Genomic DNA, 18711 nt, shown 5'->3' with positions numbered 1-18711 from the left:
GTACTCCCCCTCTGATATTTTCATATTATGTTTCACTAATATTGAACATTTTACCAAACATAGTGGATAAATAAAGAAAAAAAGAAAAAACCATATGAGCATAGGCCCAAAAGGCCATGCTCATATGGTTTTTCTTATACACTATTTTATCATTGCACCTGTTGGGCCAAGCTTGTAGCCACCGATTTTGGTGTTATAGGCCATCGCGCCACTGCTGTAGAAGTAGTACCAGCTTTTGCCGATGAGAACCCAACCTGTTTTCATGGCACCTCCGCTGGTTAAGTAGTACCAGGTCGTTCCTAGTTTTAACCAACCAGTCTTCATAGCGCCACTGTTCGCAAAGTAATACCAGGTTGTTCCTAGTTTCAACCAGCCTGTTCTCATTGCGCCGCTGCCATCTAAGTAATACCAGTTTGTCCCTTCCTTTAGCCAGCCTGTCTTCATTGCACCACTGTTAGTAAAGTAATACCATACATTCTTAACCTTTTTCCAGCCTGTCTGCATTTCGCCACCTGTATTAAAGTAATACCAGATTCCCGAAACCTGTTTCCAGCCTGTCACATAATCACCAATAGACGAATCATAGTAATACCATTTGCCATCATACTGCTCCCAGTTAGAAGCTGTTTTAAATGTAATGACAATATCATTTGCTAAATATTGACTTAACTTCCCTGTTAACGCCTCTTTTTTAATCGTAAGGGTGTAATTCGTGCTTCCGTTCAGCATGGTTGGAACAACGAATAATGTGTCATCATATCCGTAACTATAGCTTTCAACATTGCCTTCCGGTCCCTTAATGGTTATCAGTGATTCATCGTTAAGTTCAACATTTTGGTCGAAATGGAAACCAAATAGACTATCTAATGGCACATTCTTGGCACCATCACTAAAGTTATCAACATAGTCAAAGTCCGCGATATCTTCGTTCCAAACAAGAGTCGCAGCTTCTAGCCAGCCTACCGGTGAAGCCGGTGTACCGGGGTCTGTTGGTGTTCCTGGATCTGTTGGAGTCCCTGGGTCCGTCGGGTTAGTCGGTGGTACATCAACTGTACCCTCTGTTTTAGCATCGATACTTACAATAGAATACTTCCCATCACTATTTGTAGTGACAGCGATCAATTGGCCGTTCTGAAAATGAAGCTTCTGAACCGTAAGATCTTTTTTAATCGTGTATAAATACTTTTTCGTATTATATTGATACACATCAATACCGCCGTCTTTTCTAGCGGCAAATGTTAATTGATCCTGTAAGCTAAACTCATAATCGCTGTATTTTCGACCTAATTGGAATGCATACGTCATATCTCCTGACTGATACATCGCAAGGTCAAAAACCACACCGCTATTGTTATACATCTTTTCGCCGTCTGGCGTAATTTTTGCAAAAGGTTCTAAAGGATAATCTCCGTGATATGGAGAATCATAATGCTTCTTAATCACTCCATTATCCACTTCAAAACCATCTACATCCCTTGGACTTGAATCGGTGGTTATAGAATAAATCTTTGAACTTTCAGGATTACCATAGAGATAGGACCATGCTCGCATATTGGCAACATATGTGTTTGGTACTTCTCCACCTGTTGTCAGCGAGTACACCTTCATGTTCTCCCACTGGTCAGAACCGGGAGAAATATAAATATAACCATTTTTATCAATCGCAATGTCATAAGGGTCGGCATCGACATCTATCACTCTTGTTAAAGCAAAGGTTTTTGTATCTACCTCTGCAATCGCTCCAATGAGAGTGTCAACAACGTATTCATGCGTCATTTTATGCTGTGTCACATAGAGCTTATTGTTATATAACTCTAGCCTCTCTGCAGGGTATGGCAAGGCTAACGATTTAATTTCACCAGTAGCAGTGTTGGCTGCATAAATGGTTTTACTCCCCAACCTTGTGATATATACAACCTGGGTATTCGGGTCAATTGCCGTATCATTAGGCTTAAATCCAAGATTCGCAAGAGTTCCCACTGGATCAGGTACACCTGGCGTCGTCGGTACACCTGAAGAAGGCGGCGTATTGGCACTCATTGTTTCTGTAAAATAATTCCCGTTGCTATCCTTATTTATCGTTACCAAGATACCGTTTTGAATATGAAGCTTTTGCACGTTCAAATCTTTTCTTAAGGAATACAAGAATGTTTTTGTATCGTATTGATACACATCGATCCCACTAGTTGTGCTCGCTGCAAAGGTCAGACCAAGCGGCATGCTAAACTCGTAATCATTATATTTTTTCCCAAAAGAAAAACGGTAAGTCATATCCCCAGATTGATAGGTAGCAAGCTCAAAGACCGTACCACTAGTATTGTAAATATACTGACCATCTGGAGAAAATTTCGCAGATACATCTAGTGGATAATCACCATGATAAGGAGAATCATAATGATTTTGAATCGTACCATTCACTACTTCAAAAGCCTCAATATCTCGTGGACTAAGAGAAGTATCAATGCCATAGACTTTTGATGTTTCTGCATTGTAAAAGATATTGGTTTTTTCATAGATGTTTGTACCTGGATATTTTACCGTTTGGACCACTTCTTTTTTATCTTTCATGGAGTATACTTTTAAGTTGTCCCACTGACCGGAACCAGGTGAAATATATACAAACCCTTGATTATCAGCAGCGATATCATATGGATCTTGGTTAATGTCCAAAACACTGCTGAGCGTAAAAGTGCCAGAGTCCACTTCAGCAATGGCGCCAGAGAATGGCCCGTCATTATAAGAATCATGACTCATTTTTAGCTGAGTAACATAAAGCTTATTATTATTGAAGTCTAATCTTTCAGCTGGATATGGTAGATTAAGAGTCTTAATTTCCCCAGTGGAAAAATTCACTGCATATATCGTCTTGCTTCCCAATTTTGTAGCATAAATTACTGGTTTATTTGGGTCTATAGCTGTGTCATTCGGTTTGAAAGGCAAACTAATAGGACCACTTATCCCCTCAGCTTTAACCGACTTTCCGGTAATAAAAGGGCCCACACTAGCAAACAACAGAACAAAGATAAATAAGGACCGTATAAACGCTTTCAAAAACAACATTCCTCCTACTAAATTACAATATTTAGAATATCATATCATGCTAATTTCCTGTTTACCATTACCATTTTTATGACATTTTATCTTTTGGCATAAGGGGACGGATAAAAATAAAAAACTTATAAAGAGTGTTAAAGAATTTGTTTAGGTAATTTTTGTACGAAGGTTAGTAGTAAACTCATACCATCGTGTGTTTCCTTCGCTGATAAGGATCGAATTAACTGGAATGGAAACAGCTTTCAGGAGGTGAAGGCTTTATTACAAAGACCAATAAGTCAAGGTATCAAAAATACCTAACAATAGCATCATTCCACCTGCAATCCATTGAATCACCATCCCAAACTTTCTCCCTTTTTTCATAATCACACCACTACCACCGAGGTACCAAATGATAGAGATAAAAATTAGTAGAGGAATCGCTGTTCCAATGGCAAAGACGGAGGGGAGAACAAATCCATACGGACTAGCCAATACGACAGGCATTAAAGTGACAAAAAAGAGAATAAACATCGTTGGGCAAAAGGCAAGAGAGAAACTAAACCCTAGCATAAATGAACCAAATGGATTTTCATGCTTGTATTCTTTTGAGCCCTTAAACAAATGAAATGTCCCTTTAAATTTAATAAATCCTAACATAAATAAACCAACTACTATTAATAAAGGTCCCATTATCTTTCGAAGCCACGGAAAATATAACGTTAGATTCTGTTCAATTCCTCTACCGAGTAGCCACACCAACGCACCTAATAACGAAAATGCTACTATTTTACCTAAAGTAAAACTTATAACATCCTTCCATGCAATTTTTCTTTGAATAGAAAGATTGCCATAAAGGGTTACAGCACTAATATTTCCCGTAAGCTGACAAGGAGCAAGGGCCCCTACTAACCCTAAGATTAAAGCAAAGACGATTGGCCACGATTCTAGGCTATTCGCGATGTTAAAAAACGGCTGACTTAATACTCCACTTATCCGGCTCAATAAATTGTACAATCTAGATCACCTTTAATCGCAATAAATTTATATTTAAACGATAACATAAATTCATGCAGAAAATGTGGAGATTTCCTTACAAAATAAGAAAGAGACTGACCATTATAAGTCAGCCTCCTACCTTTTTATTTTGTTTTATCTGCTAATTCTTTCAAAGCATCAGTAAGTTGGTCGTTCAATGTGCTTAATGCATCTTTATCTAATGTGTCTGCCTCTGAACCAGCAATCGTTGGGTCAAGATATTTTTCAATCTTCTCATACAAATCCTTATTATCTTTTTTCACGTCATCCTCGAATGATGACCATTGATCTTCCAATTTTGGTCCAACTTCCTTTACCTTAGCCTGGTCACCGTTATCAATTGCTTTAGATAATTGCCCAGTTGTCTCTAGCATTTCATTTACCCCATCAGATACTTTACTTTCAGTAGAACTGCATCCCGCTAAAAATAATGCACTTCCAAGACCAAATGCAACAACCATTGATGTTAATTTTTTCATAACTTTTATCCTACTTTCTCTATTAATTATTTTCTGCTGCTGTCATTAGATTTTTAGTTTTCATTCTTTTAAATAGAAGAATGAAGACTGCACCGAGGACAAGAATAACCTGTGGAATCGTGCTTTCCCATGTTGGATATAAAGCAAAGAAATCTATACTTGGAATACTTTGTGAATTTGTAGTTGGGATTAATCCCGCCAATTGCAGGCTATGAATACCCATTCCAGTAAATTTAATACATAGATAAAAAACGATTACACTTGATACCATAAAGAATGGTCGAAGTGGTAATTTAAGACCAACAATAATTAGTAAATAGGCTAATACTCCAAGTATGACAGCACCTATTAAAAACCCAATTAAAAGAGATTGGAGCTTAATTTGACTCGCCATTCCGATATAAAATAATACCGTTTCCGTTCCTTCCCGAAATACTGCAAGAAAAGCAAGAATACCTAGTGAAACAAGCCGCCCTGTTGTAACTGCTGTTTGACTTTTCTCACGAATATAGCGATTCCAATCAGCGATATTGGATTGGCTATGAAGCCAATAGCTCATGTACAATAACATGACTGCTGCAAAAACGCCTGTCCATCCACCTATTAAAGCGTTGTTATTCCCAAACGCACCAGATGAGATGACAAACTTAACAATCAGGGCAAGGATTAAACTAACACCTAAACCAGCTGCTACTCCAGACCAAATCCAACCTTTCCCCTTTGTCAGACCTGATTTTTTCACAAAAGACATCAGAGCAATCACTACTAGTAACGCTTCTAAGCCTTCGCGAATGAGGATCATCGCTGCATCCCAATACGTGTATTCAGATTTACTCGCTAAAGGAGTAAGGTAATTTACCATGTTATCGATGGTTTGAATTGCTTTCTCATAGTTTGGTGGATTAGCAGTAAGCATTGCTTGGATCGTAACTAAATCTCTTTCCGAATCACTATATACTTTTGCTGATTGTGCAACCACGATTCCTTCCACGCTTAACCAACTGTCGCTGGCTTTTTGAATATTTGAAACGGCTTGAGTTTGATTCTCGTTTTTAATTTCTTTTTCTGTATTTTGCAGTAAAAGAATATATTCTTCTAATGTTATATCTTCTTGTTTAAAACCAGCTTCTTTTGGATATCCACCATTTGCTACTTTCTCATTAACAGCCTTTAAACTCTGTAAGGCCTGTAATACCTGATCCTGTTTTTTTATAGTGAAGGCATAAACAACCTTGCCCATATTTGATTCAATATCTCGGTAGGCAGTAGCTGATTCAGCTTTTATTCCTTCTTCAATTTCTCTCCAGGTTTTATTAAATTGTTCATAGGCTTTCTCTGCCTCTGAAAGGTTTCCTTCGGTAGTGTAGCCAATTGCTTCATCTATCGATTCTTCAGCTTTCGTGATATCTTCTTTGGCATTTCCTGCAGCTAATACTGGATTATGTACTCCAAATCCGAATATTAGTAGAAGGATAACTATTTTATGTAATAAGTTTTTGCCCATCGTATCCCACCTTGAAGGTTTCTTGTTGATAATGAATCTCATTTTCACTTATCTGTATACTATTGTATTTTCATTGATAATGATTGTCAATTACATTTTTACTATTAAATATTACGGAATTGTGAACTTTGGAGTAAAAACCTGTCCTCTACACTAATAGAATTCCCTTTTCACAAAAAAAGACATCCTTTGGTAGATGTCTTTTACCTTAATTACAAGTCCCATGCGGACTAGGACAGCCAACGCATTCTCTCTCAACCTGAATGGTACTATGCTCAATGTGGAAATCGTCATGAAGGATTTTTTGTGATTGGGCCAAAATCTCATCATGGACACCATCATCACACATCGTAATATGGCAGCTTAAAACCGGATAACCTGAGGTAATCGTCCAAATATGCAAATCATGTACTTCTCTCACCAGTGGAATTTTACCTAGTGCTGTTTTTACCTGATTCATATCGATTTGGTCCGGCGCCCCTTCCATTAATATATGGAAGGAATCCTTTGTCACCCTATACCCGCTGATTAAGATCAAAACAGCCACAATCACACTGGCAATCGGATCGGCTATTCCCCAGCCGAAAAACATGATAAGAAGTGCCGCAACAATAGCTCCCACAGACCCTAGCATATCTCCTAGTACATGTAAAAAGGCACTTCTTACATTCAGGTTCTCATCTTTATCGCCTTTCATTAATATCCAAGCAGCAACTATGTTAACGATTAATCCTAATACAGAAATCATTAACATACCCGTGCTTTGCACCTCTGGCGGATCAATAAATCGGTGAATAGCCTCATAAAAGATATAAAGAGAAATAACAACTAGCGTAATTCCATTTAATGCCGCAGCAATAATTTCAAAGCGCTTATAACCATAGGTTTTTTCTTGTGATCCCTGCTTCTCACCAAGCTTGATGGCGAAAAAGCTTAATCCTAATGCTGCTGCATCGCTAAGCATATGGCCTGCATCAGACAATAGCGCCAAACTATTTGTTAACAAACCGCCAATGACTTCCACGACCATAAAAGCAGCTATTAGTATGAAAGAACTCAATAGTGCTTTCTTGTTACTTGTATGTGAATGACCATGAGAATGGCCGTGTGAATGTCCATGATGATGATGACCCATGTTAATTCCCCCAGAGAGCCTTTAAAGTGGCTCCATATTTTATCTTTTTCTAAAACGAAAGAATTCCGATTGTGTTAGTTTTTTCTAATCTTTATTTTTCGATACATTCCACCGAACAACACAGCGCGATTCTCTAAGAGGGTTAGCTTAACGCTACTATGTTTTTCATAGATTTTTTCAAAGGAGAGACCGATATCCGTACCTAAAGCCTTAATGACCGGCCTAATTAGTTGCTTTATTAATGAAGGCTTAGAAGCGAATTTATCAAAAATAATTATTTGACCCTTTGACCGTGTCACTCGGACCATTTCAGCAAAGCACTTGTGACTGTCTGGAACAACAGATAGGATTAAGCTGGCCACGACATAATCGAAAGCTTCGTCCGGAAGGATTAATTGTTGGGCATCCATCTGCTGAAAGGATATAGAAGTAGTTTGGAATTTCTTTTTCGCCTGTGCAAGCATCTCTTCTGAATAGTCAATCGCTGTGAAATCTAGCAGGTCAATGGAAATTTGCTCAAGATCAGCACCCGTACCGACCCCAACGAACAAAACCTTATCACCTTCATGAAAGTTAACGTCATTGAATAATTCCTGCCGAGCTTTTAGAAACGGCCCTTTATTGAAAAAACGATCATAAACAGGCGACCACCATCGATATACCCGCTTATTCCACCTGTTATTCATCAAACTCACCCTTTATCCGTCCAAAACTTTCTTACCCTTCTATTCTTTTACTCTTAGCAGCCGTAAGCCATTTAGTGTAACGAGTAAGGTTACTCCCATATCAGCGAAAATGGCTATCCATAACGTCAACCAGCCCGGAACAACGAGCAACAGAGCCAAGAGCTTGACTACTATCGATAAGGTAATATTTTGTTTGATTATCTGTAATGTTTTTCTGCTCAGTTTAATGGTGAACGGCAGTTTTTTTAAATCGTCATTCATTAAAGCAATATCCGCTGTCTCAAGAGCGGTATCTGTTCCTGCCCCACCCATCGCAATTCCTACCGTTGCTGCTGCAAGTGCTGGCGCATCATTCACGCCGTCACCAACCATTGCTACTCTTCCAAACTGATTTTTTAATTTCTTAATAAAATCTAACTTATCTTGCGGCAGTAATTCACCCTCCATTTCGGTGACTCCTGCCTCGTGACCTATCGCCTTTGCGGTGGCTTGATTATCTCCTGTTAACAAGATTGTATGCTCAATCCCCAACTGATGGAGGCGCTCGATCATCGCTCGGCTGCTTTCACGTACTTCATCGGCAACAGTAATCAATGCCAATATTTCGTGAGCAGTTCCAACGATCATGACGGTTTTTCCTTGTTCTTGAAGTGAGGTCATTTCATTCAACACATGGTCAGGAACTTCATCAAATAACTTCAAGTTTCCAACCCGATATTCGGTTCCATTGACTACACCTGTAATGCCTTTTCCTGTTACTGATAAGAAATCATCGACTATGAAATCTCTGTTAATATATGCTGCTTTATTAATAATGGCATTCGCAAGTGGATGCTGTGACCTACTTTCAATTGCAGCAACGATGGATAGTAAGTCTTCATTGTCTGTATAATTAATAAAGTCTGTAACAGCAGGAACCCCTTTTGTCAATGTCCCTGTTTTATCAAAGGCAATCGCCTTTAGTGCTCCCGCTTCCTCTAAAAAACTACCACCCTTAATTAACACACCATTCCGAGCGGCATTTCCAATGGCGGTAACGATAGAAACCGGGGTAGAAATGACCAGTGCACAGGGGCATCCAACCACTAATACTGCAAGCCCTTGGTAAATCCACTCCTGCCAGCTTGCTGCAAACAACAGCGGCGGCATAACCGCCACGAGGGCAGCAATTACCATAATCACCGGAGTATAATACTTGGCAAACCGATCGACAAAGCGTTGGGAAGGTGCCTTTTCCCCTTGTGCTTCTTCCACTAAATGAATAATTTTTGCAATTGTCGTATCGTCTACTAGCTTCGTTACCCTTACTTTAAGAAATCCTTCTACATTCAGTGTTCCCGCGAAAACCTCGTCGTTGACCACTTTTTCAACTGGAACAGATTCACCGGTAATCGCAGCTTGATTGATAGAGGATGCTCCCTCAATAATGACTCCATCCATTGCAATCATTTGCCCAGGCTTAACAAGCATGAGATCTCCAACTTCAATATCTTCTGCCTTTAGTAACAATTCTTTCCCGTTTCGGACAACTATTGCCTCTGTTGGCGCCATCTCCATCAATGACCGAATCGAGGCCCTTGCTTTATCCATGGAATATCCTTCAAGGACTTCACTAATGGCAAACAGGATGACAACAACTGCCCCTTCACTCCACTCTCCGATAATAGCTGCCCCAATAATCGCTACGGTCATGAGTGTTTTCATATCAAAATCAAATCGGATTAGATTCTTTAAGCCCGTTTTAAAAAGAGGAAAGCCCCCTAATAAAATAGAAGCGGCAAATAGGATATTTGATGAAAAAATGTACCCGGCTAGCAGAAACAACAAGGATAGCACTAGAAGGGAATATTGCTTCCAAAGCGGCTCCTTTACTCCCACTGGCGGTTGCTCTTTTTCGGGGTAAATCGTTAGTTTTTCAAACGCTCCTGCTTCATGTAATGCATCTAAGGTGGTATCTCCATAGACTGTGAGCTTAGAGGCTCCAAAATTTACTTTTGCATCAACCACACCATCCAGGTGTTGGACGTTCTTTTCGAACTTTGCGGCGCAGCTTGTTCAGGAAAAGCCTTGCACCCGATAGACTTGTTTTTCAATCGTCTCACTCACGGCCAGCCACCTCCTCCTGATGGGCAAATGCAATATGAATTAATTGCTTAACATGGTCGTCATCAAGCGAATAATAAACCAGCTTTCCCTCTTTACGATATTTGGCAAGGCCAAGATTGTTTAGATGACGTAAATGATGGGATGCAGTTGCCGTCGTTGCTCCAACAATATGGGCCACATCACATACACAAAGCTCATTTTCAAGTGTCAGTGCATATGCTATTTTCATCCGGGTTTCATCCGACAGAGCTTTAAAAATCTTGATTACTTCACTTATATTATGATCCTTTTCGAGCTGCTGCCCGACTCGAGCGGCTTTTTCATTATCTACACAAGTAATCTCACAAACATTGCGATCTTTCATATTGCTCACCTTCTTCATTCAAACGTTTGTTTGACTATATGATATTCAAACGAACGTTTGAATGTCAAACATTTTTACTCTTTTTGTTGTTTTTTTTTTAGCTTTTCTCTTTTACTCATCCAAATGATTTTTGTCATATCCTGCCAATAAACTAACTGTTTATAATAGACGTATTTCAGTAAGTTGCAGAAGGGATGCGTATATTATGAAATCATTAATAGAATTGTATAAAAGGGACGAAGAATCAGTTTATCATACTTGGTTTTTACATAGTAACGATCGGTTAAAAGCATTCAGAACAATTAGAAAAGGATTGTTAAACGTTATTAAAGAAATGGAAGAAGAATCATTTGGTAACGATTTTAAAGGATCCAGTCTTGAAACAGTGGTTACCGCCATTTCTGAGCAAAAACAGGTATTTGAAGGGGCAGCTCATGCTTTTTATTGGAAACCAAAATTACGAATTCCCGATATCTATGAAAATAATCATAATAAAAAGGCGTTTGGAAGGTTTTTAAATGCCTGCTTAGAGGCAACCAATGCGGAGAAGGTGATTGAAGAGATTCAGGCATTAGACAAATTAAAAATTAAGGGTCTTGGACCAGCCGTGGCAAATATCTTATATTTTCTACACCCCACCCTTTTTCCTCCGTTCAATACCGCTATAGTCAACGGATTTAATTTGTTATTTACTGAAAGAATCAAGCTTGGTTCTTGGCAAGCATATCTTGATATGCGAAGGAAAATCATTCAAGAGAACGAACTATATCGGGACCACCTTTCTAAAGATTTGGGAGCTCTAGCAGGTCTGCTATTTGAGATAGGCAGCAATCGAATGATTATTGAAAAAAATGCGATGGAATTTTTAAAAGTAGAAGCAGCTAAAATAGAAAAAGCAAAAAATAAGCGTAAGAGAGATGTAATGAATGATGTAGTTGAAGAAAATACTCATTCTGAAATGCAATATCATCTTGCACGCCTAGGTAAGTCACTTGGCTATAAAGTATGGATTGCACGAAATGACCACAAAAGAGAATGGAATGGTCAAAAACTTGGGGAATATTCTATTAAGAATTTAAAGCTTTTCCACTTTCCATCCCTTGCCGCTGATACAATTGCATTGATTGATGTACTATGGCTTGATCAAGAAGAAAACGTGATTGCTGGATTTGAAGTGGAAAAAAGTACTTCTATTTACTCGGGAATACTAAGATTAACTGATTTATCTCTATCAATTCAAAAAGATTCTGGCCAATTTTATTTAGTCGCACCTGAAAAACGGGAAAAGGAAATCAGAGCCCAACTACTAAGGCCATCTATTAGTTCTCTTGATTCTCAATCGATTTCCTATCTTTTATTTCATGATTTACGCAGTAATTGTGATGCTATGTGTAAATTTGGGAATGATGTAACTATTTTAAATAAACTTTCTAAAACAGTATGATATTATATTTTACCTACAAAACAGCCACACCTTTTTGGTGTGGCTTGTCTCAGTATCATCCGTTATGTAATTGAAAATAAATAATATTTTTTATAACGTGGGAATGATAAAAATGCACATTTTCTGCAAATTTATATTGTAGTATTTCCTTAGTTTATTATATTTAAAGGGTTGGACTGGAATGAAGAACGTATGGAATTAAAATATCAAAACCAGCTCATTACTGTAACACCTAAGGAATTTGCAATCATTGGGTTGTTCTTAAAGAACCCACATAAAGTATTCTCCCGTGATCATTTATTATCAACAATTTGGGGATTAAACTCACATATTGATGATCGAACCATTGACTTACATATTAGGAATTTAAGAGAAAAATTACGTCACATGGGTTTTCCGATAGAAAATCATCTTTTTACGGTATGGGGAGTAGGGTATAAGTGGGTAACTGATGATTCAGTACAAAACCATTAAATCGAAATAAATCTTTAAATAAAAACAGTGTTATCGCCAGGATAATCACTGTTTTTTCACTATTATTTTAATTCCCCAGCTTTAATAATCTGATCCCACTTCTGTCCTCCATCTTTTGTTTCATAAAGGGAGGTATTAAAGGTTGAAACAGCTATTTGTTTCTCATCTTTTTGGTTAACGGAAATGGAGGAGGCAGCATCTTCTCCCAAATCTAAACCAATACTCGTCCACGATTTACCATTATCCTGGGTAATCATCATACCTGAAACCATATTGTTAATAGAATATCCAATAATGTCTTTTCCGTTAGGCATAGTAGTCATGGCGGTAATAAGTCTTGTATCATCATATACGTCCCAGTTTGCCCCGCCATCTTTCGAAATTAGCACACCAGCCTCTGTTCCAGCCAATAAAGTATTCTCATTTTCTGGTAAAACAAGTAACGAGTAAACCTTATGAAGATCTTCAGGCAACCCTTGCGGCTCAACCTTAGCCCACTTCTTTCCACCATCGGAACTTTTATAAATTCCAGCACCGTATTGCCCCGTCCCCATCTGATTAAATCCATATATAACATTTGGATTATGGTGATAGGAAGTAAGCATATGGAAATCAATTTTCCCAACATATTCTACTTCTTTCCAATTCATCCCCTTATCCTTACTGATTAATATCCCCATAGGATTTGGGAGATCTGAATCTTTTCCTGGATGTCCACTTGTGAGCATTGTGCCATCAGATCTCAAATGGAAACCCATGAAATCATCATTTGAGGATCCCACTTTATTCCATTTCCCAGTATTTTTTGTTGAGAAAAGTCCTTCATGTGTTGCAACGTAGGTTGTTCCATCATTTAGAACACCTACCCCATGTATATCTTCAATTCTTTTCCCACTTTTTACCGATGTTACTTTTGACTCCTCTGAAGAACCACAAGCGGAGAGAATTAAACTTAAGGATAATACTGATAATATGGCTATTTTCTTCATAACTGTCACCCTTTACTTTGTCTATTTACCTTTTGTAACAAATTTATATTTCTTATGTGAGTAACTTTATCAAAAAAATATCAAGAAAGTGTGCAGTTTTTATTAATGTTATGAATTGGTCATATCATTTAAATTCAGCTTTTCTTTAAGAACAAATAATAGGACCTCTCTCTGTAAAAAGGTTTTCAATATGGAATAACAACTGTTTTTCATCAAACGGTTTGGCAATATGACCATTGGCACCACTTTTAATACTATTTATCATGTCAGAATATTGATCTCTCGCTGTGATCATAACTATGGGTACGTTTGAGATTGACCGTATTTCCTTTGCTGTTTCCCATCCGTTTTTTTCAGGCATCATCACATCCATCAATATTAGCTCCACATTGTGTTCCTTAATATATTGCTTGACCTTTGTTCCACTGTTGACAGAATCACAACTATATCCGTGGGGTTCAAGAAATAGCTTTAATAGCTGAACCATTCTATCTTCATCGTCTACTAGTAATATCTTAGTCATAAGACTCCCTCTTTCGTCAATGACAGTTAATACTGGTTATTCATGTTTTGTTTTGACTTATTACCTAAAAGAAATTTAAAAAAACAAATAATATTTTGTGAAAAAGTATTGGCTGATTTTAATCTTGATTTTCGTTCCATTTCCATTTGACGTAATGTAAACTTCATTAGGTGTTTCTGATTCATACAACTCCTCCTAACATAAAAGATAGGTTTTATATGTATTGAGTGTATGAAAGAAATGTGCAGAAAGTAACAAGATTTTGTAACAGTTTTTAGAATTATGACGAGTAATGTAAAAGCTTCTCTTCTAGTTGATCTGCCCCATGAGGTAAAACATAAAAAAGAAGAACCCCCTAAGGTCCTTCCATTTAACAGTGTTTTATATAATTTAATTTATACTCTGTGCATCATAGGAAGTGAGAATAAATAAATGTTGGTAATTGCTAGAGCAGTCATTAATACATAATAAGGGAGCATTGCTTTAAAAGCTGTCTTTTTACCCATTCTGTACACCACGTAAGAAGTTCCAACCAATCCTATCAAGATAACGATATACTGAATCATTTGAACTGTTGGAGTTGAAGCAAGACTTAAACTTGCTGGATTTGAGTCTATTCCAAATAATCTAATAGAGTTAAACCATACTGCTTTACCTTCTGTAAAAATGTGAAACAGATTATGAGCCAAGTGCCCAGCTAAGTCTAACGGAATAATCGCATAGCCAAAACGAGTAAAGTTCTTTTTGATGGTACCTTCCATTCCCAGTAAGGAGGCTAGTTTTGCAGTTCCTAATAGCAATAGAATTGGTAATGCCATAGCAATGATAAAGGCAACGGTAAAGTTAATATTATAGTTAGAAGTACGAGTTACCTTTCCAATTGAATCTAAAATTTTCTGCCAAGGTTCAAGCATCGTAATATTTTGTACGAACACAATACCCATAATAACGGCTGCTAAGGAAGCATGCTCGAGCTTCGGATTTTTCAAGCCCCATAATTCTTTAGTAGGTATTCTAGTTGTAATTTTCACTGAATTGTTTGGACAGTTTTTCACACAGTTACCGCAAATATTACATTCCGCGCTGGATTCCATTGTTCGTGGAAACTGGAACATTGGACAGCCTTCTACGCCTTCAGTTCCTTTGTAGCAGGATTGTACTTTACAGGTTTTACAAATATCAGGAGTTGCCTGTACCTTTAAAGCACCAGAGCGTGAGTAGTTTCCTGCAAGACCGCCAAGGAAACATAACGTTTTACAGAATGTTCTTCTTTCATAGAATACAGAAGTCGCAACAACCATTGTTACAAGTAATAGTAATAAATAACCTGATCCCCGTGGTGATTCTACAATTCCCCATACGTGGTCACTGTAAGTGATCGCAATGAAGAATACGTCAATGAGCCAAATCCCATATTTTCTTAAAAACTTCGGCATTGGCCTTTTACTGCCAACAAATTTACGAACGATATCACTTAATTTACCAAATGGACAGATTGCACACCAAAAGCGGCCGGAAACTAAAAATAGAACGGGAATAATTGGCCACCATAGCACCCATGTCATGGTTGTACCAAAGTTTTTACTTGGATCTACGGTGCCCATGACTAATTCATATACAATTATGGAAAAAACAAAGATAACTAACCATTGAAAAATTCCAGGATACCATTTACTTTTCACAAATTTTTTCACAACCGGTATGGTTAGAAGATCAAATTCCTCTTTTTTTGGCAATTTTTTCTCAGACATGGCCATTGTTTACATCCCCCTTTCTTCTAAACCACTTATTCCAAATACCTATTAAGATAAATAACAGGTTAACTGCGCCATACGATCCTAACACTTTATAGTTTGGCGGTGTTTCAACAACTGGTGCATGATGATCATGGCTTTCACCCTCCATGTCCATGCCTTCCATGTCACTTCCGCTGCCATGGTCCATCCCTTCCATATCGCTTCCGCTACTATGGTCCATACCTTCCATGTCGCTTCCACCACCATGATCCATACCTTCCATGTCGCTTCTGCTACTATGATCCATACCTTCCATGTCGCTTCCACCACCATGATCCATACCTTCCATGTCACTTCCGCTACCATGCTCCATCCCTTCCATGTCACTTCCGCTACCATGCTCCATCCCTTCCATCTCGCTTCCACTATCATGATTCATACTCTCATTTTCATTGCTTTTTCCGTTTTTAAAATGTTCTGCTGCCTTTTTAATATTTTGATCATGGGAATGACCTTCATCTGCAAGGGCTCTTATATCAAATGAGAAAATAAATGCTATTGCAAATAAAAAAAGAAATCCTCTTTTCAATTTTTCCACCTCCACAAGGTTAATTAAGCATTTTATGTTATACGTTTAATGTAATGGGGAAATTTGCAGTTTTCATGCATTTTTCATGGCTATAATATGGCAATTTGATTAATCCTACATTTGTTCATACATTTGTAAAATATCAATCTTCCGCTTGTAGGGGCGAGTCGGCCACATTACTTATCCTCCAATCCTCACCAGTTTTTTCAGCCGAATATTTTTAATATTTCTATTATTTATCAAGCTATATACGATACATTGATAATATGGTAGTGTAATAGCATGGTAACGTACTAAAGCAAATTTACAAAAATAATAAGGTGGTATTTTAATATGAAACGATTAGCTACTATTGTTCTAGTCATAGCAGCAATGTTATCTCTCGTTACAGGATGTTCTTCTAAGTCAGCAGAGGGAAAAGAAAATAAAACACTAGTCATTGGGATCGACGACAAGTTCGCACCAATGGGCTTCAGAGATGAAAATAACAAAATTGTTGGATTTGATATCGACCTAGCGAAAGCAGCAGCAGATAAGATGGGGAAAAAGGTGAAGTTCCAACCAATCGATTGGAGCACGAAAGAAGCGGAGTTAAGCAGTGGGCGCATTGACCTGATTTGGAACGGTTACACTATTACAGACGAACGTAAAAAGAAAGTTCTTTTTACTAAGCCGTATCTAAAAAATGCACAAGTAGTTGTCACAAGAGCTGATTCGAACCTTTCTAAATTAGATGATCTAAAAGGAAAGGTTGTTGGTTTACAATCACTTTCTTCTGCAGCAGATGCATTAGACGCAGCACCAATCAAGTCTAAAATTAAAACTGTTACAGAGTTTGCGGACAATGTCCAAGCATTGACTGACCTTAAGAGCGGTCGTTTAGATGCAGTCGTTATTGATGAAATTGTAATCAATTATTATATGACAAAAGAGCAAGAGGCATTTAAAGTATTAGATGAATCATTAGCTCCAGAAGAATATGGTATTGGTGTAAAAAAAGGAAATGAAGAATTATTGAAAAATCTTCAAAAAGCACTTGATGATATGAATGAAGATGGCACTGCCGCTCAAATATCCAAGAAATGGTTTGGCGAAGATAAAGTACTAAAATAAATGAATATAAGGCAGAACAGGATTTCCTTGGGGAATCCCTGTTTTGTTTTCGGAGGAATCTTAACATGTCTATTGATTATATAATCTCCATTCTTAAACCGATGCTGGAAGGGGCACAGATGACCGTCCTCTTGTTTTTCATCGCCATTGTGGTGTCCATTCCACTAGGGTTTCTATTAACACTAGCTGTTGGCAGCCGTTTTAAGCCTCTATCCCTGATTGCAGAGGCCTATATTTATATCATGCGTGGTACGCCGCTCTTGCTCCAACTCCTATTTATCTGCTTCGGGTTACCTATGATTCCCGTTGTGGGTGAATACTTAGTGTTAGACCGCTTCGTTGCAGCTTGCCTAGGATTTATCTTAAACTACGCTGCCTATTTTGCTGAAATTTTCCGTGGGGGCCTGCTTGCTATTGATAAAGGTCAATATGAGGCGTCTCAAGTTCTAGGATTAAATAAATGGCAGACATTGACGAGAGTCATTTTGCCGCAAATGTTCCGTATCGCCCTTCCCTCTGTGGCGAACGAATCTGTCACATTGGTAAAAGATACTGCGTTACTCTATGCCGTTGCTGTTCCTGAATTGCTGCACTTTGCTCAAACAGCTGTAAACCGTGATTTTACCATTGTGCCATTCTTTGTGGCAGGTATCATTTATCTAATTATGACACTGATTTTAACGATGTTCTTTAAATGGCTGGAAAGACGATTCAAATTTGAATAGGAAGGAGTGGGTAAAATGGCTATTATTGAAATAACTAATCTTAAAAAATCATTTGGCAATTTGGATGTATTAAAACATATTAGCTTTAACGTGGAGAAAAATGATGTCGTTGCGGTAATCGGTCCTTCCGGCTCTGGAAAAAGCACGATGCTCCGCAGTTTAGTCAATCTTGAAAAAATAGACGGCGGAAGCATTGTTGTTGCGGGCAGTCATTTAGTGAAGGACGGTATGTACGCTAATCCGCAAGAGATGAAACAAATCAATGCCAAAATGGGAATGGTCTTTCAACATTTTAACCTCTTTCCGCATCTGACGGTTACGGAAAATTTGGAACTTGCTCCAAAAATGTTGAAAAAGGAGTCTCCCGCTGTTATTCAGCAAAGAAGTCGTGAACTTCTAGAAAAAATAGGGCTTTCAGATCGAGCAACGGCTTATCCTGCAAAGCTTTCCGGCGGCCAAAAACAAAGAGTAGCAATTGCCAGGGCGTTAATGATGAATCCTGAAATCCTTCTATTTGATGAGCCAACCTCTGCATTAGATCCAGAGTTGACCGGAGAAGTGCTACAAGTCATGAAGGACCTTGCTCAAGAGCATATGACCATGATTGTGGTGACACATGAAATGGGATTCGCTAAAGAAGTGGCCAACCGAGTGATCTTTATGGATAATGGGGAAATTGTTGAATCTGGTTCTCCTGATGAGTTGTTTACTAACCCACAAAATGAACGGACAAAGGCATTCTTAAATCGTAGTTTGAAATGATGTAAAAAACG

General features: G+C 38.1%; 17 protein-coding genes. 5 read left to right on the top strand and 12 right to left on the bottom strand.

Translation table 11 applies throughout. From position 1 onward, the window contains the following. Positions 1 to 141: 141 nt before the first annotated feature. The 8 genes from AC3A54_RS12595 to AC3A54_RS12560 form a co-directional block, all read right to left on the bottom strand. Entirely contained in the window at positions 142 to 3051 is a 2910-nt protein-coding gene (locus tag AC3A54_RS12595; RefSeq protein WP_487654710.1) for a hypothetical protein, read from the bottom strand. Positions 3052 to 3315: 264 nt separating this feature from the next. Further along, positions 3316 to 4050: an urease accessory protein UreH domain-containing protein gene (locus AC3A54_RS12590; protein ID WP_487654709.1), complete on the bottom strand. Its 735-nt coding sequence runs from the start codon at positions 4048 to 4050 to the stop codon at positions 3316 to 3318. A gap of 125 nt (positions 4051 to 4175) precedes the next feature. Beyond that, entirely contained in the window at positions 4176 to 4550 is a 375-nt protein-coding gene (locus AC3A54_RS12585; protein ID WP_335546075.1) for a hypothetical protein, read from the bottom strand. A gap of 22 nt (positions 4551 to 4572) precedes the next feature. After that, on the bottom strand, positions 4573 to 6054 hold the full coding sequence (locus tag AC3A54_RS12580) for an FTR1 family iron permease (protein ID WP_487654708.1): 1482 nt from the start codon (positions 6052 to 6054) through the stop codon (positions 4573 to 4575). Between the two features lie 208 nt (positions 6055 to 6262). Then, entirely contained in the window at positions 6263 to 7189 is a 927-nt protein-coding gene (locus tag AC3A54_RS12575; RefSeq protein ID WP_487654707.1) for a cation diffusion facilitator family transporter, read from the bottom strand. Positions 7190 to 7263: 74 nt separating this feature from the next. Next, on the bottom strand, positions 7264 to 7875 hold the full coding sequence (locus AC3A54_RS12570) for a class I SAM-dependent methyltransferase (protein ID WP_487654706.1): 612 nt from the start codon (positions 7873 to 7875) through the stop codon (positions 7264 to 7266). A 39-nt stretch (positions 7876 to 7914) separates the two neighbouring features. Next, entirely contained in the window at positions 7915 to 9987 is a 2073-nt protein-coding gene (locus AC3A54_RS12565; protein ID WP_487654773.1) for a heavy metal translocating P-type ATPase, read from the bottom strand. Next, on the bottom strand, positions 9974 to 10345 hold the full coding sequence (locus tag AC3A54_RS12560; protein WP_487654705.1) for an ArsR/SmtB family transcription factor: 372 nt from the start codon (positions 10343 to 10345) through the stop codon (positions 9974 to 9976). The genes AC3A54_RS12565 and AC3A54_RS12560 overlap by 14 nt, the downstream gene beginning before the upstream one ends. Before the next feature lie 205 nt (positions 10346 to 10550). Between AC3A54_RS12560 and AC3A54_RS12555 the strand changes: the two genes are divergently transcribed. After that, positions 10551 to 11789, top strand: coding sequence for a hypothetical protein (locus tag AC3A54_RS12555; RefSeq protein ID WP_487654704.1), 1239 nt, complete (start codon positions 10551 to 10553; stop codon positions 11787 to 11789). Positions 11790 to 11981: 192 nt separating this feature from the next. Further along, on the top strand, positions 11982 to 12263 hold the full coding sequence (locus tag AC3A54_RS12550) for a winged helix-turn-helix domain-containing protein (RefSeq protein ID WP_487654703.1): 282 nt from the start codon (positions 11982 to 11984) through the stop codon (positions 12261 to 12263). A gap of 62 nt (positions 12264 to 12325) precedes the next feature. On the opposite strand, the gene AC3A54_RS12545 is transcribed toward AC3A54_RS12550, so the two are convergent. The 4 genes from AC3A54_RS12545 to AC3A54_RS12530 form a co-directional block, all read right to left on the bottom strand. Next, positions 12326 to 13252 (bottom strand): F510_1955 family glycosylhydrolase, encoded by a 927-nt coding sequence (locus tag AC3A54_RS12545; RefSeq protein ID WP_487654702.1) that lies wholly within the window; start codon positions 13250 to 13252, stop codon positions 12326 to 12328. A 145-nt stretch (positions 13253 to 13397) separates the two neighbouring features. Further along, on the bottom strand, positions 13398 to 13775 hold the full coding sequence (locus AC3A54_RS12540) for a response regulator transcription factor (protein ID WP_487654701.1): 378 nt from the start codon (positions 13773 to 13775) through the stop codon (positions 13398 to 13400). Between the two features lie 395 nt (positions 13776 to 14170). Then, complete coding sequence (locus AC3A54_RS12535; protein ID WP_487654700.1) at positions 14171 to 15532, bottom strand: 4Fe-4S binding protein; 1362 nt, start codon at positions 15530 to 15532, stop codon at positions 14171 to 14173. Beyond that, positions 15519 to 16100 (bottom strand): hypothetical protein, encoded by a 582-nt coding sequence (locus tag AC3A54_RS12530; protein WP_487654699.1) that lies wholly within the window; start codon positions 16098 to 16100, stop codon positions 15519 to 15521. Before AC3A54_RS12530 ends, AC3A54_RS12535 begins: the two co-directional genes overlap by 14 nt. A gap of 333 nt (positions 16101 to 16433) precedes the next feature. Between AC3A54_RS12530 and AC3A54_RS12525 the strand changes: the two genes are divergently transcribed. The 3 genes from AC3A54_RS12525 to AC3A54_RS12515 all read left to right on the top strand — a co-directional run bounded on the left by AC3A54_RS12525 (position 16434) and on the right by AC3A54_RS12515 (position 18700). Then, on the top strand, positions 16434 to 17213 hold the full coding sequence (locus AC3A54_RS12525) for an amino acid ABC transporter substrate-binding protein (protein WP_487654698.1): 780 nt from the start codon (positions 16434 to 16436) through the stop codon (positions 17211 to 17213). 65 nt (positions 17214 to 17278) lie between these two features. Continuing rightward, positions 17279 to 17938: an amino acid ABC transporter permease gene (locus AC3A54_RS12520; protein WP_335546059.1), complete on the top strand. Its 660-nt coding sequence runs from the start codon at positions 17279 to 17281 to the stop codon at positions 17936 to 17938. Between the two features lie 15 nt (positions 17939 to 17953). Then, a complete protein-coding gene (locus AC3A54_RS12515; RefSeq protein WP_335546056.1) occupies positions 17954 to 18700 on the top strand; it encodes an amino acid ABC transporter ATP-binding protein in 747 nt (248 codons plus the stop codon). Positions 18701 to 18711: the final 11 nt, after the last annotated feature.

This window comes from Neobacillus sp. Soil_C_43 (genome assembly GCF_057656715.1).
This window is presented reverse-complemented; position numbering and strand designations above follow the sequence as displayed.